This is a genomic window from Iodobacter fluviatilis (assembly GCF_900451195.1).
Taxonomy (GTDB): domain Bacteria; phylum Pseudomonadota; class Gammaproteobacteria; order Burkholderiales; family Chitinibacteraceae; genus Iodobacter; species Iodobacter fluviatilis.
This window is the reverse complement of the sequence record NZ_UGHR01000004.1, coordinates 42,552-69,189: the sequence shown is the minus strand read 5'-3', so window position 1 is coordinate 69,189 and position 26,638 is coordinate 42,552. Positions and strand designations below refer to the sequence as shown.

The 26,638-nt window shown below is 49.6% G+C and carries 26 protein-coding genes and 3 tRNA genes; 8 read left to right on the top strand and 21 right to left on the bottom strand.

The genetic code is table 11. From position 1 onward, the window contains the following. Nucleotides 1–21 precede the first annotated feature (21 nt). Together DYD62_RS19100 and DYD62_RS19095 are read left to right on the top strand one after the other, a co-directional pair. Nucleotides 22–606, top strand: coding sequence for a Maf family protein (locus DYD62_RS19100; RefSeq protein ID WP_115229085.1), 585 nt, complete (start codon nt 22–24; stop codon nt 604–606). Further along, nucleotides 603–1,313: an SAM-dependent methyltransferase gene (locus DYD62_RS19095; RefSeq protein WP_115229083.1), complete on the top strand. Its 711-nt coding sequence runs from the start codon at nt 603–605 to the stop codon at nt 1,311–1,313. Before DYD62_RS19100 ends, DYD62_RS19095 begins: the two co-directional genes overlap by 4 nt. Before the next feature lie 166 nt (nt 1,314–1,479). Here DYD62_RS19095 and DYD62_RS19090 read toward each other — a convergent pair whose 3' ends face one another. From DYD62_RS19090 to DYD62_RS19070, 5 genes are all read right to left on the bottom strand, one after another. Then, on the bottom strand, nt 1,480–2,871 hold the full coding sequence (locus DYD62_RS19090) for an exonuclease domain-containing protein (RefSeq protein ID WP_115229080.1): 1,392 nt from the start codon (nt 2,869–2,871) through the stop codon (nt 1,480–1,482). Between the two features lie 174 nt (nt 2,872–3,045). Then, complete coding sequence (locus tag DYD62_RS19085; RefSeq protein WP_115229978.1) at nt 3,046–3,987, bottom strand: class I SAM-dependent methyltransferase; 942 nt, start codon at nt 3,985–3,987, stop codon at nt 3,046–3,048. A gap of 114 nt (nt 3,988–4,101) precedes the next feature. Beyond that, nucleotides 4,102–4,611 (bottom strand): pantetheine-phosphate adenylyltransferase, encoded by a 510-nt coding sequence (coaD, locus tag DYD62_RS19080; protein ID WP_115229077.1) that lies wholly within the window; start codon nt 4,609–4,611, stop codon nt 4,102–4,104. A gap of 152 nt (nt 4,612–4,763) precedes the next feature. Continuing rightward, entirely contained in the window at nt 4,764–6,194 is a 1,431-nt protein-coding gene (gene pyk, locus DYD62_RS19075; RefSeq protein ID WP_115229075.1) for a pyruvate kinase, read from the bottom strand. Between the two features lie 494 nt (nt 6,195–6,688). Then, nucleotides 6,689–8,686: a UvrD-helicase domain-containing protein gene (locus tag DYD62_RS19070; protein WP_115229072.1), complete on the bottom strand. Its 1,998-nt coding sequence runs from the start codon at nt 8,684–8,686 to the stop codon at nt 6,689–6,691. 418 nt (nt 8,687–9,104) lie between these two features. Here DYD62_RS19070 and DYD62_RS23500 point away from each other — a divergent pair, with 418 nt between their 5' ends. Continuing rightward, a complete protein-coding gene (locus tag DYD62_RS23500; RefSeq protein ID WP_132038684.1) occupies nt 9,105–9,866 on the top strand; it encodes a hypothetical protein in 762 nt (253 codons plus the stop codon). 279 nt (nt 9,867–10,145) lie between these two features. On the opposite strand, the gene msrC is transcribed toward DYD62_RS23500, so the two are convergent. Continuing rightward, nucleotides 10,146–10,628, bottom strand: coding sequence for a free L-methionine (R)-S-oxide reductase MsrC (msrC, locus tag DYD62_RS19055; RefSeq protein WP_115229065.1), 483 nt, complete (start codon nt 10,626–10,628; stop codon nt 10,146–10,148). 521 nt (nt 10,629–11,149) lie between these two features. Here msrC and DYD62_RS19050 point away from each other — a divergent pair. Continuing rightward, nucleotides 11,150–12,064, top strand: a complete 915-nt coding sequence (locus tag DYD62_RS19050) for an ABC transporter ATP-binding protein (protein WP_115229063.1) — start codon at nt 11,150–11,152, stop codon at nt 12,062–12,064. A gap of 85 nt (nt 12,065–12,149) precedes the next feature. Next, on the top strand, nt 12,150–13,409 hold the full coding sequence (locus DYD62_RS19045) for a hypothetical protein (protein ID WP_115229061.1): 1,260 nt from the start codon (nt 12,150–12,152) through the stop codon (nt 13,407–13,409). 78 nt (nt 13,410–13,487) lie between these two features. Here the strand turns inward: DYD62_RS19045 and DYD62_RS19040 are convergent, their stop codons facing one another. The 14 genes from DYD62_RS19040 to folD all read right to left on the bottom strand — a co-directional run bounded on the left by DYD62_RS19040 (nt 13,488) and on the right by folD (nt 25,006). Continuing rightward, nucleotides 13,488–13,928: a DNA-binding protein gene (locus DYD62_RS19040; protein WP_115229058.1), complete on the bottom strand. Its 441-nt coding sequence runs from the start codon at nt 13,926–13,928 to the stop codon at nt 13,488–13,490. Further along, the gene (locus DYD62_RS19035) at nt 13,897–14,490 is read right to left on the bottom strand and encodes a nucleotidyltransferase domain-containing protein (RefSeq protein WP_115229055.1); all 594 of its coding nucleotides are present in this window, start codon (nt 14,488–14,490) and stop codon (nt 13,897–13,899) included. Before DYD62_RS19035 ends, DYD62_RS19040 begins: the two co-directional genes overlap by 32 nt. A gap of 64 nt (nt 14,491–14,554) precedes the next feature. Beyond that, entirely contained in the window at nt 14,555–15,205 is a 651-nt protein-coding gene (nth, locus tag DYD62_RS19030; RefSeq protein ID WP_115229053.1) for an endonuclease III, read from the bottom strand. Further along, nucleotides 15,202–15,453, bottom strand: a complete 252-nt coding sequence (locus tag DYD62_RS19025) for a DUF2164 domain-containing protein (RefSeq protein WP_115229050.1) — start codon at nt 15,451–15,453, stop codon at nt 15,202–15,204. The genes nth and DYD62_RS19025 overlap by 4 nt, the downstream gene beginning before the upstream one ends. A 129-nt stretch (nt 15,454–15,582) precedes the next feature. After that, the gene (locus DYD62_RS19020) at nt 15,583–15,783 is read right to left on the bottom strand and encodes a hypothetical protein (RefSeq protein ID WP_115229048.1); all 201 of its coding nucleotides are present in this window, start codon (nt 15,781–15,783) and stop codon (nt 15,583–15,585) included. Then, nucleotides 15,764–16,444, bottom strand: coding sequence for an electron transport complex subunit E (locus DYD62_RS19015; protein ID WP_115229045.1), 681 nt, complete (start codon nt 16,442–16,444; stop codon nt 15,764–15,766). The genes DYD62_RS19020 and DYD62_RS19015 overlap by 20 nt, the downstream gene beginning before the upstream one ends. 362 nt (nt 16,445–16,806) lie before the next feature. Beyond that, nucleotides 16,807–17,436 (bottom strand): electron transport complex subunit RsxG, encoded by a 630-nt coding sequence (gene rsxG / locus DYD62_RS19010; RefSeq protein ID WP_115229043.1) that lies wholly within the window; start codon nt 17,434–17,436, stop codon nt 16,807–16,809. 210 nt (nt 17,437–17,646) lie between these two features. After that, nucleotides 17,647–18,660 carry an RnfABCDGE type electron transport complex subunit D gene (locus DYD62_RS19005; RefSeq protein WP_115229040.1) on the bottom strand — a complete coding sequence of 338 codons (1,014 nt, stop codon included), beginning with the start codon at nt 18,658–18,660 and terminating at the stop codon, nt 17,647–17,649. A 219-nt stretch (nt 18,661–18,879) separates the two neighbouring features. Further along, nucleotides 18,880–19,275, bottom strand: coding sequence for a ParB N-terminal domain-containing protein (locus DYD62_RS19000; RefSeq protein ID WP_207916642.1), 396 nt, complete (start codon nt 19,273–19,275; stop codon nt 18,880–18,882). Beyond that, nucleotides 19,268–21,352: an electron transport complex subunit RsxC gene (gene rsxC, locus DYD62_RS18995; RefSeq protein ID WP_115229037.1), complete on the bottom strand. Its 2,085-nt coding sequence runs from the start codon at nt 21,350–21,352 to the stop codon at nt 19,268–19,270. The genes DYD62_RS19000 and rsxC overlap by 8 nt, the downstream gene beginning before the upstream one ends. Further along, nucleotides 21,349–21,906, bottom strand: a complete 558-nt coding sequence (rsxB, locus tag DYD62_RS18990) for an electron transport complex subunit RsxB (RefSeq protein WP_115229035.1) — start codon at nt 21,904–21,906, stop codon at nt 21,349–21,351. The genes rsxC and rsxB overlap by 4 nt, the downstream gene beginning before the upstream one ends. A 252-nt stretch (nt 21,907–22,158) precedes the next feature. Then, complete coding sequence (rsxA, locus tag DYD62_RS18985; protein ID WP_115229032.1) at nt 22,159–22,740, bottom strand: electron transport complex subunit RsxA; 582 nt, start codon at nt 22,738–22,740, stop codon at nt 22,159–22,161. Nucleotides 22,741–23,007: 267 nt separating this feature from the next. After that, a complete protein-coding gene (locus DYD62_RS18980; protein WP_115229029.1) occupies nt 23,008–24,033 on the bottom strand; it encodes a quinone-dependent dihydroorotate dehydrogenase in 1,026 nt (341 codons plus the stop codon). Nucleotides 24,034–24,151: 118 nt separating this feature from the next. Next, on the bottom strand, nt 24,152–25,006 hold the full coding sequence (folD, locus tag DYD62_RS18975; RefSeq protein ID WP_115229027.1) for a bifunctional methylenetetrahydrofolate dehydrogenase/methenyltetrahydrofolate cyclohydrolase FolD: 855 nt from the start codon (nt 25,004–25,006) through the stop codon (nt 24,152–24,154). A 292-nt stretch (nt 25,007–25,298) separates the two neighbouring features. Here folD and DYD62_RS18970 point away from each other — a divergent pair. From DYD62_RS18970 to DYD62_RS18960, 3 genes are all read left to right on the top strand, one after another. Then, a tRNA-Pro gene (locus DYD62_RS18970) sits at nt 25,299–25,375 on the top strand. Nucleotides 25,376–25,457: 82 nt separating this feature from the next. After that, nucleotides 25,458–25,534 (top strand) — tRNA-Arg (locus DYD62_RS18965). Nucleotides 25,535–25,616: 82 nt separating this feature from the next. Further along, nucleotides 25,617–25,692 (top strand) — tRNA-His (locus DYD62_RS18960). Between the two features lie 71 nt (nt 25,693–25,763). Here DYD62_RS18960 and DYD62_RS24130 read toward each other — a convergent pair. Next, nucleotides 25,764–26,405, bottom strand: a complete 642-nt coding sequence (locus DYD62_RS24130) for a DVUA0089 family protein (RefSeq protein ID WP_233702981.1) — start codon at nt 26,403–26,405, stop codon at nt 25,764–25,766. Nucleotides 26,406–26,638 lie beyond the last annotated feature (233 nt).

The following is a 26,638-nucleotide window of genomic DNA, read 5'->3' as shown; positions in this document are numbered from 1 at the left end:
ACGTAAGAGTCTAACAAATCCATGCACTTACCTCGATTAGTCCTCGCATCGACCTCGCCCTATCGCAAAGAATTGCTGGAGCGGCTAGGTATTCCATTTGTAACTGCAGCGCCCGATCTGGACGAAAGCGCCCTGCCCGGCGAAACAGCGGGCGACACCAGCCTGCGCCTCGCCATTGCCAAAGCCCGCGTACTGGCTGATCAATACCCGGACAGCCTGATTATTGGCTCCGATCAAGTGGCACTGTTAAATGGTGAACAGCTGGGTAAGCCTGGAAACCATGAGCGCGCCGTTCATCAGTTAAGTAAAATGCGCGGCCACACACTGGCATTTCATACCGCACTTTGCCTTTACAACACCGCCACGGGCCAAGAACAGCATTGTGTAGATATTACCCGCGTAACAATGCGTGACTACAGCGATGCCGAGATCGAATCCTACTTGCAGCGCGAAAAACCCTATAACTGCGCGGGCAGCGCCAAAACCGAAGGCTTGGGCATTGTGATGATTGCCGCCATCGAGGGTAAAGATCCTGCCGCCATTATTGGCCTGCCGCTGATTGAATTAATTACCATGTTAAAAAATGAAGGATTTCCACTGCTATGAGCGGCACCCTGTATTTGATTCCTGTCCCGCTGGGTACAGACACACTGGCCAGCGTGATTCCGGCTGACGTACTCGCCACAGCGCAGCGCTTAACACACTTTATTGTTGAAGCGCCTAAAACCGCTCGGGCCTTCTTAAAAGAATTTGGCACGCCACACGAGCTGCGCAGCCTGTGGATGGAAGAACTGAACGAGCACACCAAAGAAGACGCGCTCAGCGCCCTGCTCAAGCCGCTGCTAGATGGTCACGATGTTGGTTTAATGAGCGAAGCGGGCTGCCCTGGCGTCGCCGATCCAGGTGCTAACCTGATCCGTTTAGCGCATCGTAAGGGCATTAAAGTCGCGCCACTGGTTGGGCCATCGTCAATCTTGCTTGCCCTGATGGGGGCGGGTGCCAACGGCCAGAAGTTCCGATTTAACGGCTATATTCCCTCGCAGGATCCGGCCCGCCTTGAAGCCATCCGCCAGCTGGAAAACGACTCGTTCCGCAATAAACAAGCCGAGCTGATGATAGAAACACCTTACCGCAACGGCGCTTTATTTGATGCTCTCTTGCTCGGTTTAAAAGGCAGTACCCAACTCACTGTCGCTTGCGACTTAACCACGCCAAATGAGTTTATTGTGAGTAAAACCGCCGCAGACTGGAAAAGCGGCCCTAAACCCGATCTACACAAACGCCCGACGGTGTTTGTGATTTACGCGGCTTAATGCTGATTACATCAAAACCCACATCTTGAAACGCGGAGAAAAAAGAGAACACGGAAAAAAAACAAAAGAAACTTAAGAACAATTTAAGTGCTTTTTAAAAAATGCCTTAAAGTTTTTTTCGTGGAACTCCGTGTCCTCTGTGCTCTCCATATTTCAAGGTGTGGGCTTAAAGATTTACCTCTCCAAGCTTCTGCAATTTATGCCCCTGCTTTTTGAATTCTTTCTGAATCAGCTTAAATACATCCAGTTCAAATTTACGTGGCTTGGCCATTAAGGTGGCTAACTCGTCAATGTGATTGATCGCCCCCAGATAGCACCATTGATCAAACACCTGCAGCACAGGCGCCCATTCTGGGCCTTCTGCCAGCGCAACGGCCCCCTTGTAGGGCCACACCGGAAAACGATAGCGCTCCATTGCCGCAGAAAAACGAGCGTTGTGCGTCATATCGCGGCCCACACAGGCACCACGACAGCGGCCTTCTAAAAACGCCGAGCAAGGGGTCATCGATTTAGGCTTAGGCTCCAGCCCCAAAACCTGCCTGCATAAGCCATGACCATCGATCATTTTATTTAATACATTGGCCGCTTCACGGCGGGAGCGGAATGGGCCAAACACCGGCTCACTTCCCACTTCGGCCCACGGCGTCCAATAGGGCTGCAGTACGTCGTCTTTAGCTGCTAAGCGCCAAGCACCCAGCTCTTTAATCCGTCGCTGCGGCGGGTTGTAACTTGGCTCTAATTGGGAAACCAAGCTGGTTTCAAGCAACACAGCCCCCAGCTCGCCCGATGTTTCATGCCAGGCCAGCCTTTGTGTGCGTTTCGCCAACTGCACTTCTTTAGGATTAGCATCGCCAAAATGGGCCAGCACACGCTTTCTGATATTGTGATTTTTACCAATATAAAGGGCCACATCATCTGAGCCATAAAAGATGTAAACGCCAGACGACTCTGGCAATTCATCAATCTGGGCCGGGTCCAGCGCAGGAGGCAGGGCAGGCTGGCGTAATAATTCGGCAATCGCCTGATGCAGCACCTCAGAGCCATGATCTTTCAGCGCTACATCCAGAAACTGCTGCAATAACTCGGCATCGGTAAGGGCGCGGTGACGGCCGCCAGAGAAAGTCAGCCCGTAGCGGGCAATCAGGGCATCTAAGCTGTGTTTATGCTCGGCCGGATAAAGCTTACGTGACAGCTTTACGGTGCACAGCACCTGCGCCTGTAAACGCATATCGAGGCGTTTGAATTCCTGTTTTAAAAACCCGTAATCAAAGCGCGCGTTATGCGCCACAAACACCCGCCCCTGCAACAGCTCCAGCACCTGCTCCGCTATATCGGCAAATGGCGGCGCATCGGCCACCATTTCATTACTGATGCCGGTCAGCTCCTGAATAAAAGCAGGAATCTCTTTCCCCGGATTCACCAGCTGCGACCAACTGCGGCTGCCCTGCTCGTCGATCTGCACAATACCCACTTCAGTAATACGATCTGTATTCGGATTTGCACCAGTGGTTTCTAAATCAATCAGAACGAGAGGGAAAGAAAAATAGGGGTTATTCATGAACGGGGTAATCCAAACAAACGGGCATCAATATGATCTGGCTAAGCCAAATCTTTAACCACAGAGAAAAGGAGAGCACAGAGAGCCACAGAGAACACCAACAACACCTTCTTTCTCTATGAACTTCTGTGCTCTCTGTGACCTCGGTGGTTCAAGGTTTAGCCATGCTTAAAGTTAAGCTTTTACAAACCTGAAACACTGATGGATTTTGCGGTTGCGGAAGTCTTCCGGTACAGATTGCCCAGAGATATCGGTGCACATGGGCTTTAGCCAGTCATCCAGCGTAAAGGTACGCAGATTATTGGAGAAGTACAGCACGCCGCCCGGTTTCAGCAGGGCTAGTACGCTTTCTAACAGCCAAGAATGGTCACGCTGGATATCCAGAATACCATTCATTTTTTTGGAATTAGAAAACGAGGGCGGGTCCATCACGATCAGATCATAGCGGGTGCTTTCGCTTAAGGCTTCGGATAAAAATTCAAACACATCGGCACGTACGCGCTGATGGCGGGATGGATCCATGCCATTTAAAGCAAAATTACGCTCGGCCCATTCTAGGTAGGTATTCGACATATCCACGGTAGTGGTATGTGTGGCACCACCGGCAGCAGCGTAAACGCTGAAGGAGCCGGTATAGCTAAACAGATTCAGGAAGCGTTTGCCTTTGGCTTCTTCCATCACCCGTTTGCGGGTATTGCGGTGATCCAGAAATAAGCCGGTATCAAGGTAGGCACCTAAATTCACCCAGAATTGATTGCCGCCTTCCTGCACCACAAAGTCTTCAGACAGCTCGCCTTCCAGCTTTTCATACTGCTGCAGGCCTTTTTGCCGCTGGCGCAATTTCAGCACCACGGCGGATTCATCAATATCCAGCACCTCAGCACAGGCATTGCGAATCGCTTCCAGCCAATCGGCGTGGTCTTCATCGCTTTCCATCCAGCCGGTGGCCACTTCCTGCAAGTGCACACGGCCTTCATAGAAATCAACGATTACAGGGAATTCAGGTACATCTCTATCGTATACACGGTAGCAAGTAATGCCCTGCCGGCGGGCCCATTTGCCCCAATGTTTAACGTTTTTGGCAAAGCGGTTACGAAAGCTAGCGATATCAGCCATTTTTATAAAATCTTGAGCACATAAAAGCAGAAGTGTAACAGGCAGAGCCAAAACCAGCCTGCACTAATCGACTGCCGCTCCGATATCAGGCCACGCCGCGCTTAAAACACAGGATCAAGCCTCAGGCTGAGCCTGGCTCGCCCTCAGCGCAAGAAAGCGATTAAACACCGGCTCGGGCACGTATTGCCGCACTACGCCCTGCCAGCCTGCAGGGCCGACAAGGCCCTTCACCATGGTAGAGCTCACCTCTGCAATTTCACGCGGCGGCATCAAAAACACGGTATCAATATGCGGGGCAAGATCGGCGTTTACATAGCGCATTTTGCGCTCGAACTCGTAATCGGCCGCTTCACGAATGCCGCGCAAAATAAAATTAGCCCCTTGCTCGCGGGCATAATTCACCAGAAATGAATTTTCAAAAGACTCCACCCGCAAAGAAGGCAAATGTGCGGTGGTTTCTCTGAGCATGGCCAAACGCTCAGCCAGGCTAAAGGTGTATGTTTTGTCCGGATTATCGCCAATCGCAACAATCATTTCATCAAACATACCCACGCCATGTTCGATCATCCACAGATGACCATTCGTGACCGGATCAAAGCTACCTGCATATACCCCTTTACGCATGGGGATCACTTCCTATTTAAAAGATTGTGCTCAATACCGCCAGCAAGCCCATATTCGGGACAAAAAAAACGGCGCTCCCTGACTGCCCGCCGGGCAGCCAGAGTATCACGCCGTTTGACTTACATCTGCGCCTTGCGCCTTAACAAATGGTGTTAAGCCTGCGGAGTGTCGATTTTTACAATTTGCAGGGTGTTTGCACCCAGACCGGCTTGCGAACCCCAAGTCATTGCGAAGCAATCACCAGCAACAACACGCTCATCACGCACCAAGGCCATCTTCACATGAGCAATTTGTGCATCGCGCTCATTACCTACGGATTCTGGCATAAGCATTGGCTGAACATGGCGATATAAAGCAAGTTTACGGTAAGTTGCCAAGTTTTGTGTAACGGCCATAATAGGCACAGCGCTGATATAGCGTGACAGCCACAGTACCGAAGTACCTGAATCAGTCAGGGCCACGATCGCCTTCATCGGCAAATGGCTGGCAGCATAAACTGCCGCCATTGAAATACCCTGATCGATACGCTCAACCACTGCATCACTGATAAAATCATTATCGCTTTGCATATCTGCGTGTTTTTCTACTTCCTGGCAAACACGCAACATGGCTTCTACTGATTCTACAGGGTACTTACCCGCAGCTGATTCAGCCGACAACATCACCGCATCAGTACCATCGAGCACCGCATTGGCCACATCAGACACTTCAGCGCGTGTAGGCACCGGGCTGCTGATCATGGATTCCATCATTTGCGTCGCCGTAATCGACAATTTGCGCATCTGACGCGCCATCTTAATCATGCGCTTTTGCAAGGCAGGTACAGCCGCATCGCCCACTTCAACGGCCAGATCACCACGCGCCACCATAATACCGTCGGACGCTTCCAGGATTTCTACCAGATTGGTGATGGCTTCGGTACGCTCAATTTTGGCGATCAAACCTGCATGGCTGCCTTCTGCCAGCAAAAGAGTACGCGCCAGGTGCATATCGCTGCCACTCTTAGGGAATGAAACAGCCACATAATCAGCATGCAATGCAGCCGCTGTTTTGATATCGGCCATGTCTTTTTCGGTCAGCGCGGGCGCTGTTAAGCCGCCGCCTTGGCGATTGATACCCTTATTATTAGATAAGGTGCCGCCCACAAGAACTTTCGTTAAAACTTTAACGCCCGTTACCGAAATAACTTCCAGCTTAATTTTGCCGTCATCCAGCAATAAAATATCGCCCGACACCACATCATTAGGCAATTCTTTGTAATCTAGGCCCACATAATCCTGATTACCCAGCTCACAAGCCGCATCCAGAATAAACTCAGTGCCTTTTACTAGCTCAATTTTGCCGTTTTCAAACTTACCAACGCGAATCTTGGGGCCTTGCAAATCAGCCAGAACCGCAACAGATTGCCCGAGGCGCTCTGCAATAGAACGCACTAAATTAGCGCGATCGGTATGGTCTTGTGCGGTGCCATGGGAGAAGTTCAGCCTAACCATATTCACCCCGGCCTGAATCAGCTGCTCCAAGACCTTAGGGTCGTTGGAAGCGGGGCCGAGGGTTGCAACAATCTTTGTGCCTCTGATCATTAGGTCTTACTCCTGAATAAGGTGGAATCTTCAAATCAAAAATATCTTGGATAATTTTCTTTCTGATTTCTTGATTTTGTTCGCGATCATACCTACAAAATGCTTACTTTGTGCAAGCATACATTTTCGTCTTAGCCTATTGCGATTATCCCATCCGCATGAATAAGTTTCGACCCCGCCGGCTTTTATGCCAGAAGTGAAGATATTTCATCGCTAAAAAGTACGGATCTCTTACTCAAATTATCTACATTCAAGACTTGGGGCAGTATCAATCTGCCAGGCAAATCGCATGCACAGATCATCCTGTTGCATGTGGCAAGCAGAATACGCCTTCCGAATAAGAATTCTTAGATGTAAATCAGTAAGTGTTTAGTCAAACGAAGTAACACCGCAAAATCGCAAATCCTAGCGGCTCAGAGCGTTGAACAAGTGCCAGGTTCCCCTTATGCTCCCTTACCCGCTCTGAGCATGGCCTTTTTTTCTGCAGGCGGTGCTTACTTCCCTATCCTTGCCATCAGCTCAGCATTTTTAGCTTTACGCTCTTCCTTTGTCATGGCGGGTTTGGGCTTGTCCCCTGCCAAGCGGCCACTGATGATCACATCTTCGGGCGGTAATTCTTTTAAAAAGCGGCTTGGCTCGGTAATTTGCCATTCCCCAGCACGGCGACGCTTGCCGCAATAGCTAATGGTCAGTGTGCGCTGGGCGCGGGTAATGCCCACATACATCAGCCGCCGCTCTTCTTCCACCATATTGCTTTCAATCGAATTCTGATGCGGCAAGATGTTTTCTTCACAGCCGATCAAAAACACATGCGGATATTCCAGCCCTTTGGATGCATGCAAGGTAGATAGCTTTACCGCATCCACCTCTTCTTCATCACGCCCTTCCAACATGGTGATCAGCGCGATGGTTTGCACGATATCGATCAGGCTTTTATCGTCTTCCTCGCCTTTTTTGCTAATCCAGGCCACTAAATCTTGTATGTTTTTCCACTTGGCCTCGGCCGGGCGAGGCTCGTCGTTTTCGTATAGCCAAGTTTCAAAATCAATCCCCAGCAGCAGCTCATTTAATAAAGGCCCGGCGGGCTCTTTAACTGCACGGTCTTGCATGCGATTGATAAAATCACAAAAGAGGCGCAAAGGCTCGTACTGGGCGGCTTGCACCTGATGAATAAAGCCTTCTTCATATACTGCCGTAAAGAAAGACACATTACGGGTGGCGGCATAGCTGCCCAACTTTTCCAGCGTAACATTGCCCACGCCACGCTTAGGTGTCGTCACAGAGCGAATAAACGCCGGATCGTCGTCCTGATTGGCAATCAGCCGCAAATACGCCAGTACGTCTTTAATTTCGGCCTTATCGTAAAACGATTGCCCGCCCGAAATCACATAGGGAATACGGCGCCCCCACATTTGCTGCTCGATAATCCGTGCCTGATGATTACCACGGTACAAAATGGCATAGTTGGAATACTTGCCATTGCTTAAAAAACGACTCGACTCCAGATGATCCAGCACCATAGCCGCTTCTTCTTCCTCGGTTTTGGTTTCGATCACCATAATCGGATCGCCCACCCCCAGATCAGACCAAAGCTTTTTCTCGAATAATTTAGGATTATTGCCAATCACCGCATTAGCGCAGCGCAAAATACGCGCCATAGAGCGATAATTTTGCTCCAGCTTAATCACCTGCAGCTTAGGAAAATCCTCTTGCAAGAGGCGCAAATTATCCACATTCGCACCACGCCAGGCATAGATAGACTGGTCGTCGTCCCCCACAGCAGTAAACAAACCTGTCACACCCGCCAGCAGCTTAACCAATTGATATTGGGTGGTATTGGTATCTTGGTATTCATCGACCAGCAAATAACGCAGGCGGTTTTGCCATTTTTCCAAAACTTCGGGATTAGCCTCGAATAAATCGACAGGCAGGCGGATCAGATCGTCAAAATCAAGCGCCTGATAAGCAAACAAAGTGTCCTGGTAAGAGGTGTACAGCTTGGCCAGCTGCAATTCGCCCTCTGATTGCGCCATAGCCAGCGCTTTTTCTGGCGAAATGCGATCGTTCTTCAGCATAGAAATCTGGCTCATGCTGGTTCGAATCAGGGCTTTGTCGGTGGTAACCAGTTGCTCGCTGATAATTTTGGCAGCGTCTGCCGAATCCAGAATAGAAAACTGCGGCTTATAGCCCAGATGACGCGCTTCTTCGCGCAGCATTTTCAGCCCGAGGGAGTGAAAGGTAGAAACCGTTAGCCCCTTGAGCATTTCCTTAGGCAGCAGCGCGCCCACCCGCTCCTGCATCTCGCGCGCGGCCTTATTGGTAAAGGTGATTGCCGCGATGTTTTTGGCATTCATGCCCGCCTTCTCAATTAAATACGCAATCTTCTGCGTAATCACCCGCGTCTTGCCGGAGCCAGCGCCCGCCAGAACGAGGCAAGGCCCGCCCAGATAAACAACAGCCTCGCGTTGGGGAGTATTTAAGAGATGCAGCATGAGAAACCCTGGTAGTGAAACAGCGGCCGAAGTTTAGCATGGGCAGGCCTGCCGCTGATCGGAGCATTCAGACAGAGAACTAAGACCCGATTTGTATTTCTCAAATCTCTTTTTTTGATCATAACCAATACCTTCAGCCTCAAAATCATCCACTGAATAGTATTTTAGTAAAAATGCTTAATACTCCCCCAGACATTGAGTCCTTGCTGCCTGTCACCGGCAAAAAAAACAGCGCATTATCCAAATGAAAATCATTCATACAAGGCCATGGCTTTTAATAAGCTAGGTGTAAATTAAAAACAACAAAACTTATAAATAACGATAAAAATCATTGTTTTTATTTACATAAAAACCCCGCAAATCTTACAATGCCAACACAGAATATTCACTTATCATAATCACAACCTAGAGAATATAAATGAAAATACGTACACTAATCAGCTCATTACTCGCCCTGACTCTCGTTGCTTGTGGGGGTGACGATGCTTCACCAACAAATACAACTGGAACACAAAGCACAGCTCCTATACCGACTGCTATACCAACTCCTGTCCCCACTCCTGTACCAACTCCAACGCCAACAAACACCGCCAATCAATGGCCTGTAAGCTCTTATAAAGTTCATCAATTCGGCAACAAAGAGCTTACCTCCACAGTTAACAGCTCAACACTAAGTAGTGGTTTATTATCTTTAGGAAATACTCAAATAACGTTAAATGGCACAGTTGCTTTGGACAACTTAACGATTAGCAATTGGCGAGGATCTTGGAAGCATAAAGTGGATTTTCGCGCCATCATGCTCTGCGATGAACAAAAAAAAGCAAAATACGTTTTGCTTGAAAATAGCAGCCCAGCCCTATCCTTTGGCGATATTAAGGGCCAAGCATTCGAATATATCGAAGACTGTGGCAATGCCAGTTCAAATATTAAAATCGACGCAAATGGCTCAATAATCTTCACAAAAATTAGCACAGGTGGCACTCAAATTATTAGCCAAAACGATGCAGCAGCCGCTTTCTCTGCTTCAGGTTTAAATACAGGAACTGAAACCATTTATCTTAAGGCTTATAAAGTTTTTTACCCAGATGGCAACTTCTGGAATTTTGTAGTTGAACACTCTGTCTCCAATAGCAACCTAGCCAATAGCTATATGGCTTGGTGGAAACAAACATCCAAATAGAAGATAAATTCAATATTAAATACAAAAAATAACCGCCCCTGAATAAGGCTAATGCCGTTCACTTAAGGTATTGGTTTTGCTTCCCCCTTTGTAAAAGGGGGATTGAGGGGGATTTTCCTTTGGTTTTTTGCTTATTTAAGCTCAGCGTCAACTGCAAATCCCCCCTGGCCCCCCTTTTTCAAAGGGGGGAACTCAAGCAAAACGGCTTAAGTGAACGGCATTTCCCTAAATAAGGCGGTTATTTTTTATAATCCATATATTTTCTAATCACTCATTGCTTTAAAAAAGCTTCACCAAAGCCTCACAAAGCTGCGCCAGATACCTGGCATCAATATCATCAAACGTCGCCAGCTCAGCCGAATCAACATCCAACACCGCCAGCACCACACCATCGCGATTAATCAGCGGCAAGACAATTTCTGAGCGGGCAAGTGACGAGCAGGCGATATGCCCAGCAAAGGCGTCCACATCCGGCACCACCAGCGTTTGCGCCTGAGCCCAAGCGCTACCGCAAACGCCACGCCCTTTTTGAATGCGGGTGCAGGCAATCGGCCCCTGAAATGGCCCAAGTACCAGCTCATGCTGCTTCACAATATAAAAACCAGTCCACAGCCAGCCAAAAGTGTGATGCATGGCGGCGCAGACATTAGCCATTGCAGCAATCAAATCACTCTCGCCTTCAATTAAAGCCAAAGCTTGCGGAATCAGGTTTTGATACAGCTCTTCTTTGCTACTACCTTGAATCAGTAAATTTTCTGCCATTTTTTATTCCAATTAATATTGATGATTAGTTGGGCGGGTGAAACCCGCCATTTTTCACGGACTTATACCTTAATTTGGCGGGTTTCACCCCATATCAGCTAACCAATTAAGTGTTCATTAGCAAACAGCGAAAAAACATAGTGACCACTCTCTCTGCACAGGGCTTTTTGAGTCCCCTTGAAACACGCCGAAGCGAGGAACAAGCGGGCGGGGTTTCTTTGATGCCTGTTTGAGCGAGCCTGCGAGCGAGTTCCGCAGCCGCCGCTGTCCGCAGATGAGGGGCCTTCGTGTTTTTGAGTTTGCGGTTTGGCTTCGTTTCTTGGCCGTTCAAGAAAGGAAGGCCCTGCGGTGGCTAACCGCTCCAAAATCAACGTGCCGAAGGCACTAAAAAGGTCTTTTTGATTTTGGTTAGCTCATATGAGGTTTCACCTACCCTGCGATAATTGCACACATCCTAACAATAATTCTCTGTCTGCATCCAGTATGATGCTGTCAAATCTAGTCAGATCAACGAGACTTCTATGATCCAAATTTCTGGCCTTACCTTTGATTACCCCGGCCATCGGGCGTTGAATCAATTGAATCTGAGTGTAGAGCGTGGCAGCGTGACGGCCTTAGTCGGAGCCAATGGCGCGGGTAAAACCACCCTGATGCGCTGCATCGCCGGCCTTGAAACACCGCTTTCCGGCTCGATTGCTGTGGCGGGCTTAGATGTGCAGGAAGAGCCACGCGCGGTACACCGGCAGATGGGCTATTTATCAGATTTCTTTGGCCTCTACCAAGACCTAACCGTGGCGCAGTGCCTAGAATATGCAGCGGCATCGCAAGGCTTGGCTAAAGAGGCCATTGCAGCCGCAATCCATGACACGGCGCAGCGCTTGTCTTTGCAAGATCGCTTAAAACAAAAAACCAGCAGCTTGTCACGGGGCTTGCGCCAGCGCGTAGCCATCGGGCAGGCCATTATTCATTCTCCGCAAGTATTGCTGCTGGACGAGCCCGCATCGGGCCTCGATCCGGAAGCGCGTAATGAGCTGGCAATCTTATTCAGGCAACTGCAAACCAGCGGCATGACCTTGTTGGTTTCATCGCATATTTTGGCCGAGCTGGAAGCCTATTCCAGCCATATGCTGGTACTGAAAGACGGCAAAATCCTTGAGCATCGCGCGCTATCAAATAGCCCACACAGCAGCAGAGCCTTGCAGCTCAGCCTAGCTAGCCCAAATCCGCGCCTTGCCGAAATATTAGCCGCCCACTCCAAAGTGCTGCTCAGCAAAACTCAGGACCATCATGCCGAATTTGATTTCAGCGGCAGCAGCGATGAGCAAGCCCAATTACTGGCAGAGCTGATCCAAGCAGGCCTTGCCATCAGCAGCTTTGGCGAGCAGAACTTGCAGCAAGCTTATCTGCGCACCATCGCCAGCAAGGAAGCAAAATGAGCAATGAATTCAAACATCATTTGGCGTTGAGCTTTTGCGGGAAAAACTTGCAGAAAATTTTCCTGCGCACCAGGAAGGAAACGATATGAATCCAGAATTCAAACGCAATCTGTGGTTAAGTTTTTCAATGCAACGCTTAATCGGCATGCCTGCCATCCTTGCGCTGATTTTTTTGGCCGTAGGGATGAATACAGAATTAAGCAAACTGGGCAGCACCGCGGTGACGCTCTTTGTGGGGATAGTCTGGCTGTGGGGCACAAAAAATGCTGCCGCCGCCATGGGTGATGAGCAGCGCGATCACACATGGGATCAGCAAAGGATGAGTGCGCTCAGCCCATGGGAAATGACTTGGGGCAAGCTATTTGGCGCCACACTGTTTAATTGGTACGGCGGAGCGCTTTGCCTACTGATACTGCTTGTGGCAGAGCTGCCAAGCAACCCAAGCAGTGCCATTAACAAGGCGCTATCAATGATTGCCATCGGCCTTTTGCTGCATGGCGCGGCGCTGGTCATCAATCTGCAACTAGGCCAATCCGATCTGGCACAAAACCGCCGGGGCAGTTTTAATTTGCTACTGGCCATTCCCGCCTTTTTTATGATGCCTAATTTGTTTGAGATGAGCGATGCGCCGATTAGCTGGTGGAATATCCCCTTTATGCCGCTGCAATTTCAGCTACTGGCAGGCACATTCTTTGCCGTGTGCAGTATCTTTGCCGCTTGGCGGCTCATGCAAAACGCCCTGCAAGTGCGCACCCTACCTTGGGCATGGCCCTTGTTTGCCTGCCTGCTAGCGGGGTTTCTAGCAGGCTTTAAGCATGAAAACGGAGCCATGCTCGGGCTGATTATTTGCAGCGTGATGACCTATGCCATGCTCTTTGCAGAGCCTAATGGCTTCACCGTCTGGCAACGAGTGTTCACTCGCATCCAAAGCCAGAACTGGCACGGAGCACTGATCAATCTGCCGCTCTGGCCAACGACCTTACTGCTGTCTTTTGTTTTTGCGCTATTGACTAGCGGATCAGGTGCGGACGAATTTTCCGTACTCAGCAGCGCCCCACTCGCCATCGCCCTGATCTTGCTGCGAGACAGCGCCATCTGCTTATTCATTGCATTGAACAGCAATAGCAAACGGATACTCGCCAGCAGCCTGCTGTATCTGGCCATTATCAACGGCCTGCTACCCTTCTTAGCCCACAGTAGCGGGCTGGAAAGCTTAGCCTCTGTCCTGATGCCTATCGGCCACACATCCCCAATCGCCAGCATCTTAATCAGCGCAATCCACGCAGCAATTGCAGTTGGCTTAGTGGTTTGGAGATGGCAGGTGGTGGTGAAGCATAAGGGTTGATCTGAAGCTGGATTTTGCCACTTGATTACGTTTTGCCAGATTAGCAAGATAACTTGCTAATCTGGCCTATTCCCATACTTATGCCAATTCAGGCTTATTTTTACCCAACCATTCACGCACATATTTGAATAGGAATTCAGCCTGCGTGAGGCATTCAGCCACCGCACTCGGCGCAATCGGGTCTCCTTCGTAATCAGATAAATTTCGCTGTTTTCGTAGCGCGTCGAGCACGATAACCGTCGCCATATCGAGGCCGATAGTTTTAGGCAACACTTGAATCGCCGTTTGATGATGACCGGGCTGGCTGGTGGCTGTGCGATAGCCATTGGCCCACAACGACGCCATTGCGCATTGCATAATGGCTTTGTACGCCGCATCAAAACGGTTTTCATCGCTAATCGCCGTTACCCGTGCATCATCCAGATTGCGCTTCGCCGCATCCAGCAGTCGTTGCAGCGCATCACGGTCTGGCTGATGAGCGATGAGTTTATGAATCGCCAGCAAGTTTTCCAAGGTCATGCTCGTTTCCTATTAGATACATTTTTTGCTGCTTCATCACATCCAGCGCCCACGCTTGCCGCTGAGTTAGCTTGGCTTTGAATTCATCTATGGAATACACCACCGGATTAATCTCACGGCCTAGCTCGGCTTGCAATGGGTAAAACGCCGTCACCACTTCAGCAAAGCTCACGTCGCCCAGCACCAATACGTCGATATCACTAGCCGCTCGCTCTTCTCCGCGCGCTACCGAGCCATACACCAGCGCGACGTCAATCCGCTCGGCCAATGCAGCCAATGCGCCCGACAATACATCCGCCACACCTGAGGTTTTGCGCAGCAAGCCCGCCAGTTCAGCGAAGACAGGGCAATCCACATTCGCCCGATAATGTTTTTGATTGCCTACCTTGTTGACCAGCAATACGCCCACTTCGGCCAATTTGCTCAGCTCACGGTTAAGCGTTCCCGCCTGCGTTTGCGTCAGCCGTGCAATTTCACGCACATGCCACGCACTTTCAGGGTGCAGCAGCAGTAGCGCCAACACCCGCCTGCGATACTGCCCTAGTAATAAATCCGCCAGCATATCGTCGCCTTTTTAGCTACGATCGTAGCTTTAAAAGCTACATTATAGCAAAGGGACATTCTATTTACCGCCCCGGTGGCGGAGTGATTTGTTTGGATTTGTAATCGCACACATCATTCACCACGCAGCTCCAGCACTCGGGCTTACGCGCTTTGCACACGTAGCGGCCGTGTAAAATCAGCCAGTGGTGGGCGTTGAGTTTGAATTCGCTGGGAGTAACTTTAAGCAGCTTTTCTTCAACCACTTTTACATCCTTACCCGGCGCTAAGCCCGTACGGTTGGATACGCGGAAGATATGCGTATCGACTGCAATGGTCGGTATGCCAAACGCCGTATTCATCACCACATTGGCGGTTTTACGGCCAACCCCTGGCAGGGCTTCAAGTGATTCTCTATCTTGAGGTACTTCGCTGCCATGCAAATCAATCAGCATCTGACAGGTTTGCAGCAGATGCTTGGCCTTGCTGTGATAGAGGCCGATGGTGGCGATATAGGATTCAAGCCCCTCCAGCCCCAGCGCCAGAATGCTTTCGGGTGTATTCGCAACAGGAAACAAACGCTTAGTCGCTTTGTTAACACCCACATCGGTAGCCTGAGCCGATAGCAAGACAGCAGTGAGCAGCTCGAATGGTGTGCTGTAGTTCAGCTCGGTAGTGGGATTGGGGTCTAAATCGGCAAGGCGCTGATAAAAAATACGCCGGGTTTCTTTATTCATTTCTTATTCCAGAAATTCATTTCCGGCTCAAAGCACGTCCCCGGCATGTCCAGTGCTTTGTCTTGCATATAGGCCTGAGCATCCGCGATGGCCTGGTTATAAACACTTGGGCCGATTTCCTGCATAAAGAAATCCAGTAACTGCGCCGCCTGCAGGCCACCAATAGGCTCATCCATATTGGCATCGAAATAACGGCGAATCGACTTCACTAATAATGCTTCAGCTTCTTTGGATATTTTTAATGCCATGGGATACCTGCTTATTTAATGTAAAAAACCCGTCAAAGAGCGGGTGCTTGCTTACATGCCAAAGGCTGGCGGTTTTTTCGTTCTGCAAAAAAGGCAGTATGTCTTTAGCTTTACCTGATGTCTGACGAGCTATTTATCGTCATCATGCATCTCATCCCACTCATCCCAGGGCATGCTCATTAGCTGAAAGTAATAATATAGCGCCACGACAAGCGCCACTGAGCCCAGCACCAGCAACGCCAGTTTGCCCCAAAAGCCCATGCTCATCAGCCACCAGACCACACAGGCCAGCAGCAGATAAGCTAGGCACTCAGTGAGTCGCCACAGCAACTGGCAGCCTTGCACGTTGCGCTTTCGCTTCGGCTTTTTTATCCATTGCCGTTTTGCCTGCAATTAACAGCCCAAGGCCGATAAATGCGCCAGGTGGAAGGATGGCAAGCAGAAACTGGTAATGCATATCGGCGGGGATAATATAAATCGTCCACGCTTTGGCAGCCGGGCCAAACACTAAATCGATACCAGAAAGCAGCGTGCCCTTGCCCACCAACTCGCGCATTCCGCCCAATACCGCCAGCACCATGGTCAGGCCAATGCCCATAAAAAAGCCATCAAGCGCCGAATCCCAGACACTATTGCGGGAAGCAAAGGCTTCGGCGCGGGCCAGCACAATGCAGTTGGTAGTAATCAGCGGAATAAAAATCCCCAGCACCACATAGAGGCCATGCGCGTAAGCGTTGAACATTAAATCAACCACAGTCACCAGCGCAGCGATGATCAGAATAAAAATCGGGCTGCGTAATTCATTGGGCACAAATTGCCGGATCGCTGCAATGGCCGCGCCAGAAACCAGCATCACCAAGCTCGTCGCCAAGCCCAGCGATACGCCATTTACAATATTGCTAGAAACCACCAACACGGGGCACATACCTAAAACCTGCACCAAACCCGCGTTCTGCTTCCAGATGCTATTTTTGATAATTTCTTTGCTCACTTGCTACTCCAAACATAATGCAATCTAAAAACAATGCCGAGTACACAGCAGCCCTCTCTCGCATAAAGCCCAAATTTTGAAACACGGAGGGCAAGAAGTTTCACGGAGAAAACCTAGGGCTCAAAACAACTCATCGCTAGGAAAATCGTCATCCCAGAGTGTTTTTATTGGGGATCCAGTCACCACCAGATTTCCGCCAAAAGCACTCGAAAATAACTGAGCTTAGAAAATTGGAACTCAATCATGGCCACATTTCATTATGGTTTCTCCCTGCCCCTACGCGCTCTCCTTTTCCTCCGTAGTTCAAGATTTGGGTTTTCGGCTGTATACCTAAATACTGAGCTCTGTGTCTGCAGACCTTGTTAATTCACCGTATTCCAAAGCTGCGGCTTGCTGGCCACGTATTCCAGCACTCGTTTTACGGCTGCAGTCACCGCTCGCGGGCTGATGGTGGCGCCGGCCATATAGTCAAAACCACCGCCGTCTTTTTTAACTTTCCACGCTGCTGCATTTTGGGCATTCAGCTCTTTACCTTTAAATTGCTCAATCCATGGTGATTTAGCCGCGTCGATATAGTCCCCCAAGCCCGGCGTTTCTTTATGCGCCACAACGCGCACTCCTAACACTTGGCCCTCAGTATCTACACCCACCAATAATTTAATTTTGCCTGCATAGCCATCCGGCGCGGTGGCTTCAAATACTGCGGCGACGGTTTTACCGGCTTTTTTTGCCAGATAAAAAGAACTGTCACCATCATTACCCAAGGCTTTACCGTCCGCAGCCGACAAGGCGTGGGCGTCTTTCAGCAGATTGTTATCAAAGCTTTTGGCAGGCAATACCTGGGCAATCAACGCCACCTTGGCTTTTTCTTCATTAAACAAGACTTTCTTGCGCGTCAGCTGATAAGTGCCTGCCATTAAGGCCGTAAACACCACTGCAAACAAAAACAGCGTCGCCGCACCACGCACCCCATTGGCAAACATGGTTTTCATTACACAACTCCTAAAATCTTATAACACCTAAACCCGTTAACAATTTGCGTCAGCGTAATCAAATAGCGAGCCAAGCCTTGAACCACAGAGACAAATGAGAGCACAGAGTACGCAGAGAAAATCTATATCGATTTTCTAGTATTCTCTGTAAAACTCTGTGCTCCTCGGTGTTCTCTGTGGTTCAGGAATTCGTACGACTCCCCAGCAAACTTATTTTTTTCGCCCAAACACCGGCGGTTGGGTGTATTGGTCGATAAAGGGGGTGGCGATATTCATGATGATTACGGCAAATGCCACGCCATCTGGATAAGCCCCAAACACGCGGATCATATAGGTCAGCACGCCAGCCAGCGCGGCAAAAATAAGCCTGCCGCGTGGCGTAGTTGGCGCGGTAACCGGATCGCTCACAATAAAAAATGCACCCAGAATGACCGCACCGCTAAAGAGATGAAACCACGGTGGGCTGTAATATTGAGGGTCTAGGCCATAAAACAGCGCGGCAGTCAGCGTAAAAGCGCCGAGAAAACCCACAGGGATTTGCCACGGGATCAGCTTAGACCAGAGCAAATAAAGCCCCCCCAGCAAAAAGCCCGCCGCAGCCCATTCGCTACCGACCCCTGCTACAGCGCCAAAAATGGGCTGTTGAAAAATATCGCTTAAAGCATGCTGCTGAAGGAGCGCTGTTTTAACCGTATCCAGCGGCGTGGCAGAGGCCATGGCGTCAAACGCCTGCGGCAGCTGGCCGCTAAAAATAGTGATAATCTGAGCTCGGCTGTCCAGATGTGGCATATCCAGCGGCAAAGGTGCTGCCCAGCGCGACATTTGCGCGGGGAAAGACACAATCATCACCGCAAAGCCCACCATGGCGGGGTTAAACGGGTTCTGCCCCAGCCCGCCATAAAGATGCTTGGCTAGGCAAATGGCAATTAAAGCCGCCAGCACCACCATCCACCACGGCGCAAGCGGCGGCATAGAGAGCGCCAGCAAAACGGCGGTTACTGCTGCTGAGCCATCGCAGATAAAAGGTTTAATGGGATAGTTACGCAGCTTTAAACAAGCCGCCTCGGCCAATAGTGCCGTGCCCAAGGCCAGCGTCACTTGCACCAGCACACCCACGCCAAATGCCCAAGTCAGCGCAAGAATCCCCGGCAACAAAGCCGCCACCACCTTGAGCATGACGACTTGCAAAGGCGTCGGTTTAATAAAAAACGGCGATGTATTCATTTGATTCCAAAAAAGTAAAAACTGAGCAAAAACCTAAAATCTGCAGACACGTAGAACACGGAAAAATCATAAGTAGAAAACTAGCGTTTGTTCGCACCTTATAGCTCTGAAAATATTCAAAGCACAAAAAGGTTTTTAACAAATATTTTTCTCCGTGAAACTCAGTATTCTCTGTGCCCTCCGTTTTTCAAGACGTGGGTTTTATTCGTATCACACCCGCTAATAAGGCAAATCATCCGCATCGATGCCGATAAAATCGGGCTCCGGGTCTTGGCTGAACTGTACGGCCTTAATTTCTGCAAAGCCCTGCATTAAGGCTTTAGCCACCCGGTGCATTCCGTCCATAACTCTGCCGTCTTGCGACAAAATAATAGGAAAACGCAGATCGGTTTCCTGGATTAACTTGGCATGTTCGCTAATAGCGCGGCAAGTTGGCGCGGCGCCGCCCTCGTCAAACCAATAGCTCTGATCTAACTCTGCAATCTGCTCCAACGGCACGCTGATCACGGCAAACGCTGCGCTCAGCTTAATCAAGCGGTGCACGTCCCAAGCCTTTAAGCCCTGCTCTGATGCACGTAAATGATATTGCTTTCGCATCGCCTCAAGATCATTCATCTTTAGCCGCCTTAGCTGCTTTGGCCGCCATCGCTGCATCAATACGCACTTGGCGCTCTGCGGCCAGTGCCGCTTTCTCCTCCGGGCTCATGGCGGCAAGACGGGCTTTTTCTGCATCTCTTTTGGCCATTGAGGCCCGAATTTTGGCGGCTTTTTCTTCATCAAGTGAAGGCGCTGGCACTTCCTCAGGCATAGCGCTTTCTATTTTTCTTAATGCTGCAGCGGCTTTGGCCTCGGCGATTTCTGCCTGTTTTTCCGCCTCCCACTCGCTGCGCTCTTCCGGGCTCATTGCGGCAATACGGGCGCGCTCTTCTCGCCGCTTATCCAGAATTTCTTTGGTACGGTCGGTTTTATCTAGGCTGCTGGCAGGTAGCGTTTGAGATGGGGCCATGGGCTGATCTTCATAACGAACCACGGGTACAGTGGCATCTGCCTCGGCTTTTTTCGCGGCGGCTCTGGCCATGGCTGCAGCAATTTTGGCTTTTTTCTCTGCCGCTAATTGCGCTGCCTGCTCCGCTTCTGATGTAGCTGTGCTGTCACGTGCAGGCGCTTCGCTGGCCACCGCGGCCTTAGCCATCGCCGCTTTAATTTTGGCCGCACGGATAGCTTCTTCCGGATCGACAGACGCCACCGCTTGTGCCAGCTTTTGCGAAGCTTTGGCAGCTAGGCGCTCGGCTTTTTCTTGTTTCTCGCGCTCGGCGCGGAATTCTCTGAACTCGAAACGCTCACGCGCTAAATCGGCGGCATGTTTGGTTTTTTCAGCGGCCCAGATTTCAGATTTAGCAAAGCGGTAGTAATCCACGAGGCGGATATTGCTGGGGCAAACATAGGCGCAAGCACCACATTCGATGCAATCAAACAGATTACGCTCCTGCGCTTTGCCAAAATTTTTGCTTTTCGCAAACCAGAATAAATCCATAGGCTGCAGTTCAGCAGGGCAAGCGGTCGCGCATTTGCTGCAGCGAATACAGGGCATTTCACGCGGTTTTTCCGGGAAATCGGCAGGCGTTTTGGCGATCACACAATTGCCCGCCTTGCTCAGCCCCACCGCTAAAGAAGGCAGCTCAAAGCCCATCATCGGGCCACCATAGATATAACCAGTGCTGCCTTTATCTCCCGCTGCTTTTAATAAATCTTGCAGCGGTGTGCCAATCAGCGCCTCATAATTACCGGGGCGCTCTACATTGCCGGTAATTGTTACCACGCGGCGAATCACCGGCTCGGCATGGGCCAAGGCACAGTAAATGCTGTGGATGGTGGCCACGTTAAAACATTGCACGCCCAAATCGGTGGAGCGCACGCCACTTGGCACTTCGATATTGCACAGCAATTTAATCAGTTGTTTGGCACCGCCCGAAGGATAGAGCGTGGGCACTTGCACCACATCAATGCCCGCCACTACCTTGCTACGGCTGGCTATAATCGCATTCCGCAGGGCAGCTGCAGCTTCGGGTTTATTGTCTTCGATGCCGATCAACACTTGCTTGGCATTGAGCAATGACTGCACCATCAAAATGCCAGCGATGATTTCAGCAGCACGCTCCTGCATCAGCCTATCGTCGCAAGTGATATACGGCTCGCACTCTGCGCCATTAATAATCAGCGTATCCAGCGAGGTTTTACTACTGAGTTTAAGGTGTGATGGAAACACCGCCCCGCCCAAACCCACCACGCCCATATCGCGCAAATAAGTACGCACTACATTGGGCTCTGCATTACGCCAGTCCAACAGCGGGCGGTCCTGCCACTGATCTTTGCCATCCGGGATCAGCACAATGCAAGCATCGCTTAAGCCCGAAGGATGGGCGATCGGATATAAATCAACAGACTCAATGCGCCCGGAAGTTGGCGCATGCAAGGCGGCCGAGATCATGCCATCTGCCGCAGCAATCAGCTGGCCTTTTGCCACCTCGTCCCCAACTTTAACCAGGGGTTTGGCTGCACTACCTATGCTTTGTTGCAGGGATAAGATCAGTCGCGCCGGAAGTGGTGCAGTTCTGATCGGATAATGACTGGATTCGGCTTTATGCTCGGGCGGGTGAACACCGCCATGAAAGGTGATGATTTGCCTGCTCATAACTTCACTTTGATCGGGATGACAGGATAGCGCCAGCGCCAGTTATTTACCGTGGTACCAAGCGGAACAATATCAATGCAATCCACCGGACAAGGGGCAACGCATAGCTCACAGCCTGTGCATTCAGCCGCAATCACAGTATGCAAATGCTTGGCCGCGCCCACAATGGCATCCACCGGGCACGCCTGAATACAGAGCGTACAGCCGATACACACGGCTTCATCAATCAACGCTACAGATTTAGGTTTTTCTACGCCGTTCTCTGCATTAAGTGGCTTAAATTCTTTGCCCAGCAAATCGGCCAGTTTGCGAATGCCATCTTCCCCCCCTGGCGGGCAGCAGTTGATATCGGCTTCTTCATTGGCAATTGCTGTGGCATAGGGTTTACAGCCAGGAAAGCCACACTGGCCACACTGGGTTTGCGGCAGGATCGCATCGATCTTATCCACCAACGGGTCTTCATCAACCTTGAACTTGATCGCAGCCCAGCCCAGCACCGCACCCAGCACCAAAGCAAGAACAGCCATTAACAAAATGGCCAGTAAAAAAGACATAGTTTTCCTATAAATGATTGCAGATCACAACTTACAAACCCAAATCTTGAACCACGATGGACACCGAGAACACGGAGAAAACCTAGGGATTAATTAGAGTAATGACAAAATAAGGCTCTCCCGAAGAGGGCCTAGATTGAAAATCAAATCTATTTCTACGTAATGCCTTCATCAGTTTTTGATATCGTGTTGGTTTTCTCCGTGTAACTCTGTCCTCCGTGCTCTCTGAGGTTCAAGTTCAAGATTTGGGTTTTACCGCACCAGGCCAGCAAAGCCCATAAATGCCAAACTCATCAGCCCTGCAGTAATAAAAGCCACCGGCGTGCCTTTAAAGAATTCGGGGATATCTGCACCTTCCAGCCTTTCGCGCATGGCGGCAAACAAAATCAGTACCAGACTAAAACCCACCGCCGAGCCAAAGCCAAATAAGAGCGATTCGACAAAATTGTATTTCTGCGCCGAGCTGATCAAGGGCACGCCCAATACCGCGCAATTGGTGGTGATCAGGGGCAGATAAATCCCCAGCGCCTGGTACAACATGGGGCTGGCTTTATGAATAAACATTTCTGTAAATTGCACAATCGCGGCAATCACCACAATAAAAGCCAGCGTGCGCAGGTATTCCAGCTGCCAGAAAATCAGTATCTGATCAATCATCCACGAGGTGCCTGAGGCCAGCGTCAGCACAAAGGCCGTAGCAAGCCCCATGCCGATCGATGCTTCCAGCTTTTTAGACACGCCCATAAACGGACATAAGCCCAAAATACGCACCAGCACCGCATTATTAACCAGCACCGCCCCCAGCAGCAGCAACAGGTAGTGTTGAAAATCCATGGTTTAAATCCTTCCGCAGAGCGGGTGAAAATCCAATCTGCTTAAGTACACATGCCATTGTGGAGCGGCTATCCGCCCCAGATCTCTTAACAGAGCTTTCGCAGCAGGTACCGCGGGTGCAAAAAAACAGGCTTTTTTACTTAAATGGACAGGATGTTGAATAACCGCAAGAAAGCGTTCTGATCAGGCGGGGTTCCCGCCCAAGCTTTTACCCTCTTACCAATCTATGACAACCTCAAAACCCTCACCATTTGCGTTTTTAATTCATCAAGCAGTAAGAGCGGCAATCGCCTCGACACAATCACTGACCATCTGCGGGCCTTCGTAAATCAGGCCGCTATACACTTGCACGAGGCTGGCACCCGCACGGATTTTCTCTGCCGCATGCTCGCCCTTGAAAATCCCGCCCACACCAATGATAGGCAAAGCACCATCCAGTGCCTCAGCCAGATCACGGATCACCTTGGTTGATTTGGCCCTGACCGGCGAGCCCGATAAACCGCCCGCCTCATTACCGTGTTTTAAGTGCTCTACACCCACTCTGGATAAGGTGGTGTTGCTAGCAATCACCGCATCAATACCGCTGGCCACAAGGCGCTCAGCAATATCCTGCACCTGATTACTGTCTAAATCGGGCGCTATTTTGAGGGCAAGGGGTACATAGCGGCCATGACGGTCCGCAAGTTCTGTTTGCTTTTGCTTTAAAGTAGTCAACAAGCGCCCCAATTCATCCGCGCCTTGTAGCTGGCGCAAGTTTTTTGTATTCGGGCTGGAGATATTAACCGTGACATAGCTGGCGTGCTCGTACACTTTATCTAGGCAGATAAGATAATCATCAGCCGCATTCTCAATCGGGGTATCGAAGTTTTTACCAATATTGATACCCAGAATGCCTTGATAACGACTGTTTTTAACGTTCTCGATCAGCTTATCCACGCCATCATTATTAAAACCCATACGGTTAATAATGCCCTCGGCTTCAGGCAGGCGAAACAGGCGTGGCTTAGGATTGCCCGGCTGCGGCCGTGGGGTCACGGTTCCGATCTCTAGGAAACCAAAACCTAGCTCGGCCATTGCGTCGATATGATCGCCATTTTTATCTAAGCCTGCGGCCAGTCCAACAGGATTAGGGAAGTCCAGCCCCATTACAGACACAGGGCATTCAGGCACCGCAGGCGTAAACGTGCGCAAAAATCCTAGGCTGTGTAAGGCATGCAAGCCGGTGAATGCTGCAGCGTGCGCTTTTTCGGCGTCGAGCAAAAAAAGAAAAGGTTTAGCTAACTGATAAGACATGAGGCAGGAAATCCGGCAATTGATAGGCAAAACTGCACTAAAGGCGCTGCTAGCTTCCCTTTTCCAATGTGCAATCACACAATGGAAAAGGGTTACACAAATAAGACTTAATACTTAATCAACCCTTGCGATTAACACAGGCATCAAAAGTGTTTTGCATCAGGGTAGCCACAGTCATCAGGCCCACGCCACCCGGTACAGGGGTAATCCATGCAGCCTTTTCTTTGGCCACATCAAATTCAACATCCCCACAGAGCTTGCCGTTTTCTAAGCGATTAATACCCACGTCGATCACAATCGCGCCCGCCTTAATCCAATCCCCTTTCACAAAATTAGGGATGCCTACGCCAGCCACCACGATATCTGCACCACGTACTTTGCTTTCTAAGTCTTGTGTTTTGCTATGACAGACCGTCACGGTAGCGCGCGCCAGCAACAGCTCTAAAGCCTGCGGGCGACCTACGATATTAGATGCGCCCACAATGACAGCGTCTTTACCAACGATATCAATGCCGGTGCGCTCTAATAAAGTCATTACGCCGCGGGGGGTGCATGGACGGAGCAAAGGCATTTTTAAAGCAAGACGACCAATATTATAAGGATGGAAGCCATCCACATCTTTTACCGGATCAATCAGCTCGATCACTTTCTCTGCATTGATATGTTTTGGTAAAGGCAGTTGCACCAGAATACCGTCGATCTCATCATCCTGATTAAACTTGGCGACAAGAGCCAACAAATCAGCCTCTGAAGTATCCGCTGGTAAATCGATATCTATAGAGCGAATACCGGCATTAGCACACTGACGCTTCTTATTACCTACATAAACCTGGGATGCAGGATCTGCCCCAACCAAAATTACGGCAAGTGCAGGAGCACGCAAGCCACTTGCCACACGGGCATCTACTTTGGCACGAACATCACTAACAATTTCGGCCGAAATGATTTTTCCGTCGAGAATTTGGGCTGTCATGGGTAAAACTCCTGCTGTAACGATCGCAAAAAACGCATTTTCTCATGCAAAAGCCTCCAGCCCAAACATTTCCTGCATATTTTTCAAACTAAGCCCCATTGAACCAAGTAAGAAATATTAAAAAATTTAGTCTACGATTAAAATATTTTTACAAGCAAAAATCACCTTATAAAACAATAAGTAGCATAAGAAAAACCCCGGTTTTTGCATGGTTTTTCCTCCTACCCCATGAAAAAAGATCACGAAGGTGCTTGACGCAAAAAAATCCTCACAGTATATTGCGTCCTCTGTTCGGGGCGTAGCGCAGCCCGGTAGCGCATCTGCTTTGGGAGCAGAGGGTCGTGAGTTCGAATCCCACCGCCCCGACCAGAACTTATCCTTATACGATAAGTTGTTTTAAAGTAAGATCTTATCCTCCCAGATAAGCTGATTTATAGTACGGTTGTACAGTGTGCCCGTAGCTCAACTGGATAGAGCAACGGCCTTCTAAGCCGTAGGTTACAGGTTCGATTCCTGTCGGGTGCGCCAAGTGTGTGATCGACTATTAAAACGGACCAAAATTTTTGTTTAAGACTTGTAGTATTTTAAGTGTTAAACGCACCGCTCAGCGGTGGCTGTAGCTCAGTTGGTAGAGTCCAGGATTGTGATTCCTGTTGTCGTGGGTTCGAGCCCCATCAGCCACCCCAGTAAGAAAGCAAAAAGCCCATCCGCAAGGTTGGGCTTTTTGCTTTGCTGCGTATTAATCAGCCTGATAAGCTCAGGCTGCTGCTTTTCGGCGACGGGCAGCGCCCAATAATCCTAGCAAGCCCATTCCCATTAAGGCATAGGTTTCTGGCTCCGGCACCGGGGTCACGGTATCTACTCCGCTTAAGTGCACGCTCCACTCTTTCCCTCTGTTCAAACCATTTGCTGGCTGATTCCAGTCTTCAAGCCGAATCGGTGCCTGCCCATCAAAAACAAAACCATTACTTAGCAACGGGCCAACAGCAGAATTATTATATGTTGCGATTGTAAACAGATACTCACCCGCGCCCAGACTCGTAAATTTCAAGCCGGAGTCATAGCGGGTTTGCCCCGCAGCAATGCTACCGTCATCATCGTTTTGTTCCAGCAACTTCCAATCTTGGCCAGACTTTTGCCAAACAGCAGTGATCGGATCAAAATTCACACCATTACGAAACGAATCGGTCCAGACTTTTACGTCTGTATTCGTCTGATTCAAGGTAAACCCGAGCTTTACAACATCTTTGTGGAAGTTAATGCTGCCACTAAAATCAAACACAGCGGCATGCGAAGCGGAAGAAACCAGTAAAATTGCAAGTGTTAGCTTTTTCATCATGTGAAAGCCTCCAGAAATTTTATCCAAAGAACCAAAACTACCATGAATAAATAAAAACACTGCAACTATAAAAATAAGAAGCTATTAATATAAGGATTTCAGTATTAACTAAAATTGAGTCATTCTCATGTTTATTACGTTTAATATTTATAAATATCGCAATAAAATTGCTCATTTATATAAAAATAAAAAACAAATATTCATATTTAAGATATGAATATTTTCAAAAACAAAATTAAACATTACAAACACTTGTTGCATATACACTCACAGACTTAAAAAAATCCTCACTG

Bases quoted from the DNA above. Each gene is read 5' to 3' on its own strand.
- rsxC (WP_115229037.1), bottom strand. From the start codon at position 21,352: ATGAGCAGGCAAATCATCACCTTTCATGGCGGTGTTCACCCGCCCGAG.
- DYD62_RS19085 (WP_115229978.1), bottom strand. From the start codon at position 3,987: ATGGCTGATATCGCTAGCTTTCGTAACCGCTTTGCCAAAAACGTTAAA.
- DYD62_RS19045 (WP_115229061.1), top strand. From the start codon at position 12,150: ATGAATCCAGAATTCAAACGCAATCTGTGGTTAAGTTTTTCAATGCAA.
- rsxB (WP_115229035.1), bottom strand. From the start codon at position 21,906: ATGTCTTTTTTACTGGCCATTTTGTTAATGGCTGTTCTTGCTTTGGTG.
- msrC (WP_115229065.1), bottom strand. From the start codon at position 10,628: ATGGCAGAAAATTTACTGATTCAAGGTAGTAGCAAAGAAGAGCTGTAT.
- DYD62_RS19025 (WP_115229050.1), bottom strand. From the start codon at position 15,453: ATGGCATTAAAAATATCCAAAGAAGCTGAAGCATTATTAGTGAAGTCG.
- DYD62_RS19100 (WP_115229085.1), top strand. From the start codon at position 22: ATGCACTTACCTCGATTAGTCCTCGCATCGACCTCGCCCTATCGCAAA.
- DYD62_RS23500 (WP_132038684.1), top strand. From the start codon at position 9,105: ATGAAAATACGTACACTAATCAGCTCATTACTCGCCCTGACTCTCGTT.
- rsxA (WP_115229032.1), bottom strand. From the start codon at position 22,740: ATGGATTTTCAACACTACCTGTTGCTGCTGCTGGGGGCGGTGCTGGTT.
- DYD62_RS19095 (WP_115229083.1), top strand. From the start codon at position 603: ATGAGCGGCACCCTGTATTTGATTCCTGTCCCGCTGGGTACAGACACA.
- folD (WP_115229027.1), bottom strand. From the start codon at position 25,006: ATGACAGCCCAAATTCTCGACGGAAAAATCATTTCGGCCGAAATTGTT.
- DYD62_RS19050 (WP_115229063.1), top strand. From the start codon at position 11,150: ATGATCCAAATTTCTGGCCTTACCTTTGATTACCCCGGCCATCGGGCG.
- DYD62_RS18980 (WP_115229029.1), bottom strand. From the start codon at position 24,033: ATGTCTTATCAGTTAGCTAAACCTTTTCTTTTTTTGCTCGACGCCGAA.
- DYD62_RS19000 (WP_207916642.1), bottom strand. From the start codon at position 19,275: ATGAATGATCTTGAGGCGATGCGAAAGCAATATCATTTACGTGCATCA.
- DYD62_RS19040 (WP_115229058.1), bottom strand. From the start codon at position 13,928: ATGACCTTGGAAAACTTGCTGGCGATTCATAAACTCATCGCTCATCAG.
- DYD62_RS19070 (WP_115229072.1), bottom strand. From the start codon at position 8,686: ATGCTGCATCTCTTAAATACTCCCCAACGCGAGGCTGTTGTTTATCTG.
- DYD62_RS19005 (WP_115229040.1), bottom strand. From the start codon at position 18,660: ATGAATACATCGCCGTTTTTTATTAAACCGACGCCTTTGCAAGTCGTC.
- DYD62_RS19035 (WP_115229055.1), bottom strand. From the start codon at position 14,490: ATGCTGGCGGATTTATTACTAGGGCAGTATCGCAGGCGGGTGTTGGCG.
- coaD (WP_115229077.1), bottom strand. From the start codon at position 4,611: ATGCGTAAAGGGGTATATGCAGGTAGCTTTGATCCGGTCACGAATGGT.
- DYD62_RS19090 (WP_115229080.1), bottom strand. From the start codon at position 2,871: ATGAATAACCCCTATTTTTCTTTCCCTCTCGTTCTGATTGATTTAGAA.
- rsxG (WP_115229043.1), bottom strand. From the start codon at position 17,436: ATGAAAACCATGTTTGCCAATGGGGTGCGTGGTGCGGCGACGCTGTTT.
- nth (WP_115229053.1), bottom strand. From the start codon at position 15,205: ATGAATAAAGAAACCCGGCGTATTTTTTATCAGCGCCTTGCCGATTTA.
- pyk (WP_115229075.1), bottom strand. From the start codon at position 6,194: ATGATCAGAGGCACAAAGATTGTTGCAACCCTCGGCCCCGCTTCCAAC.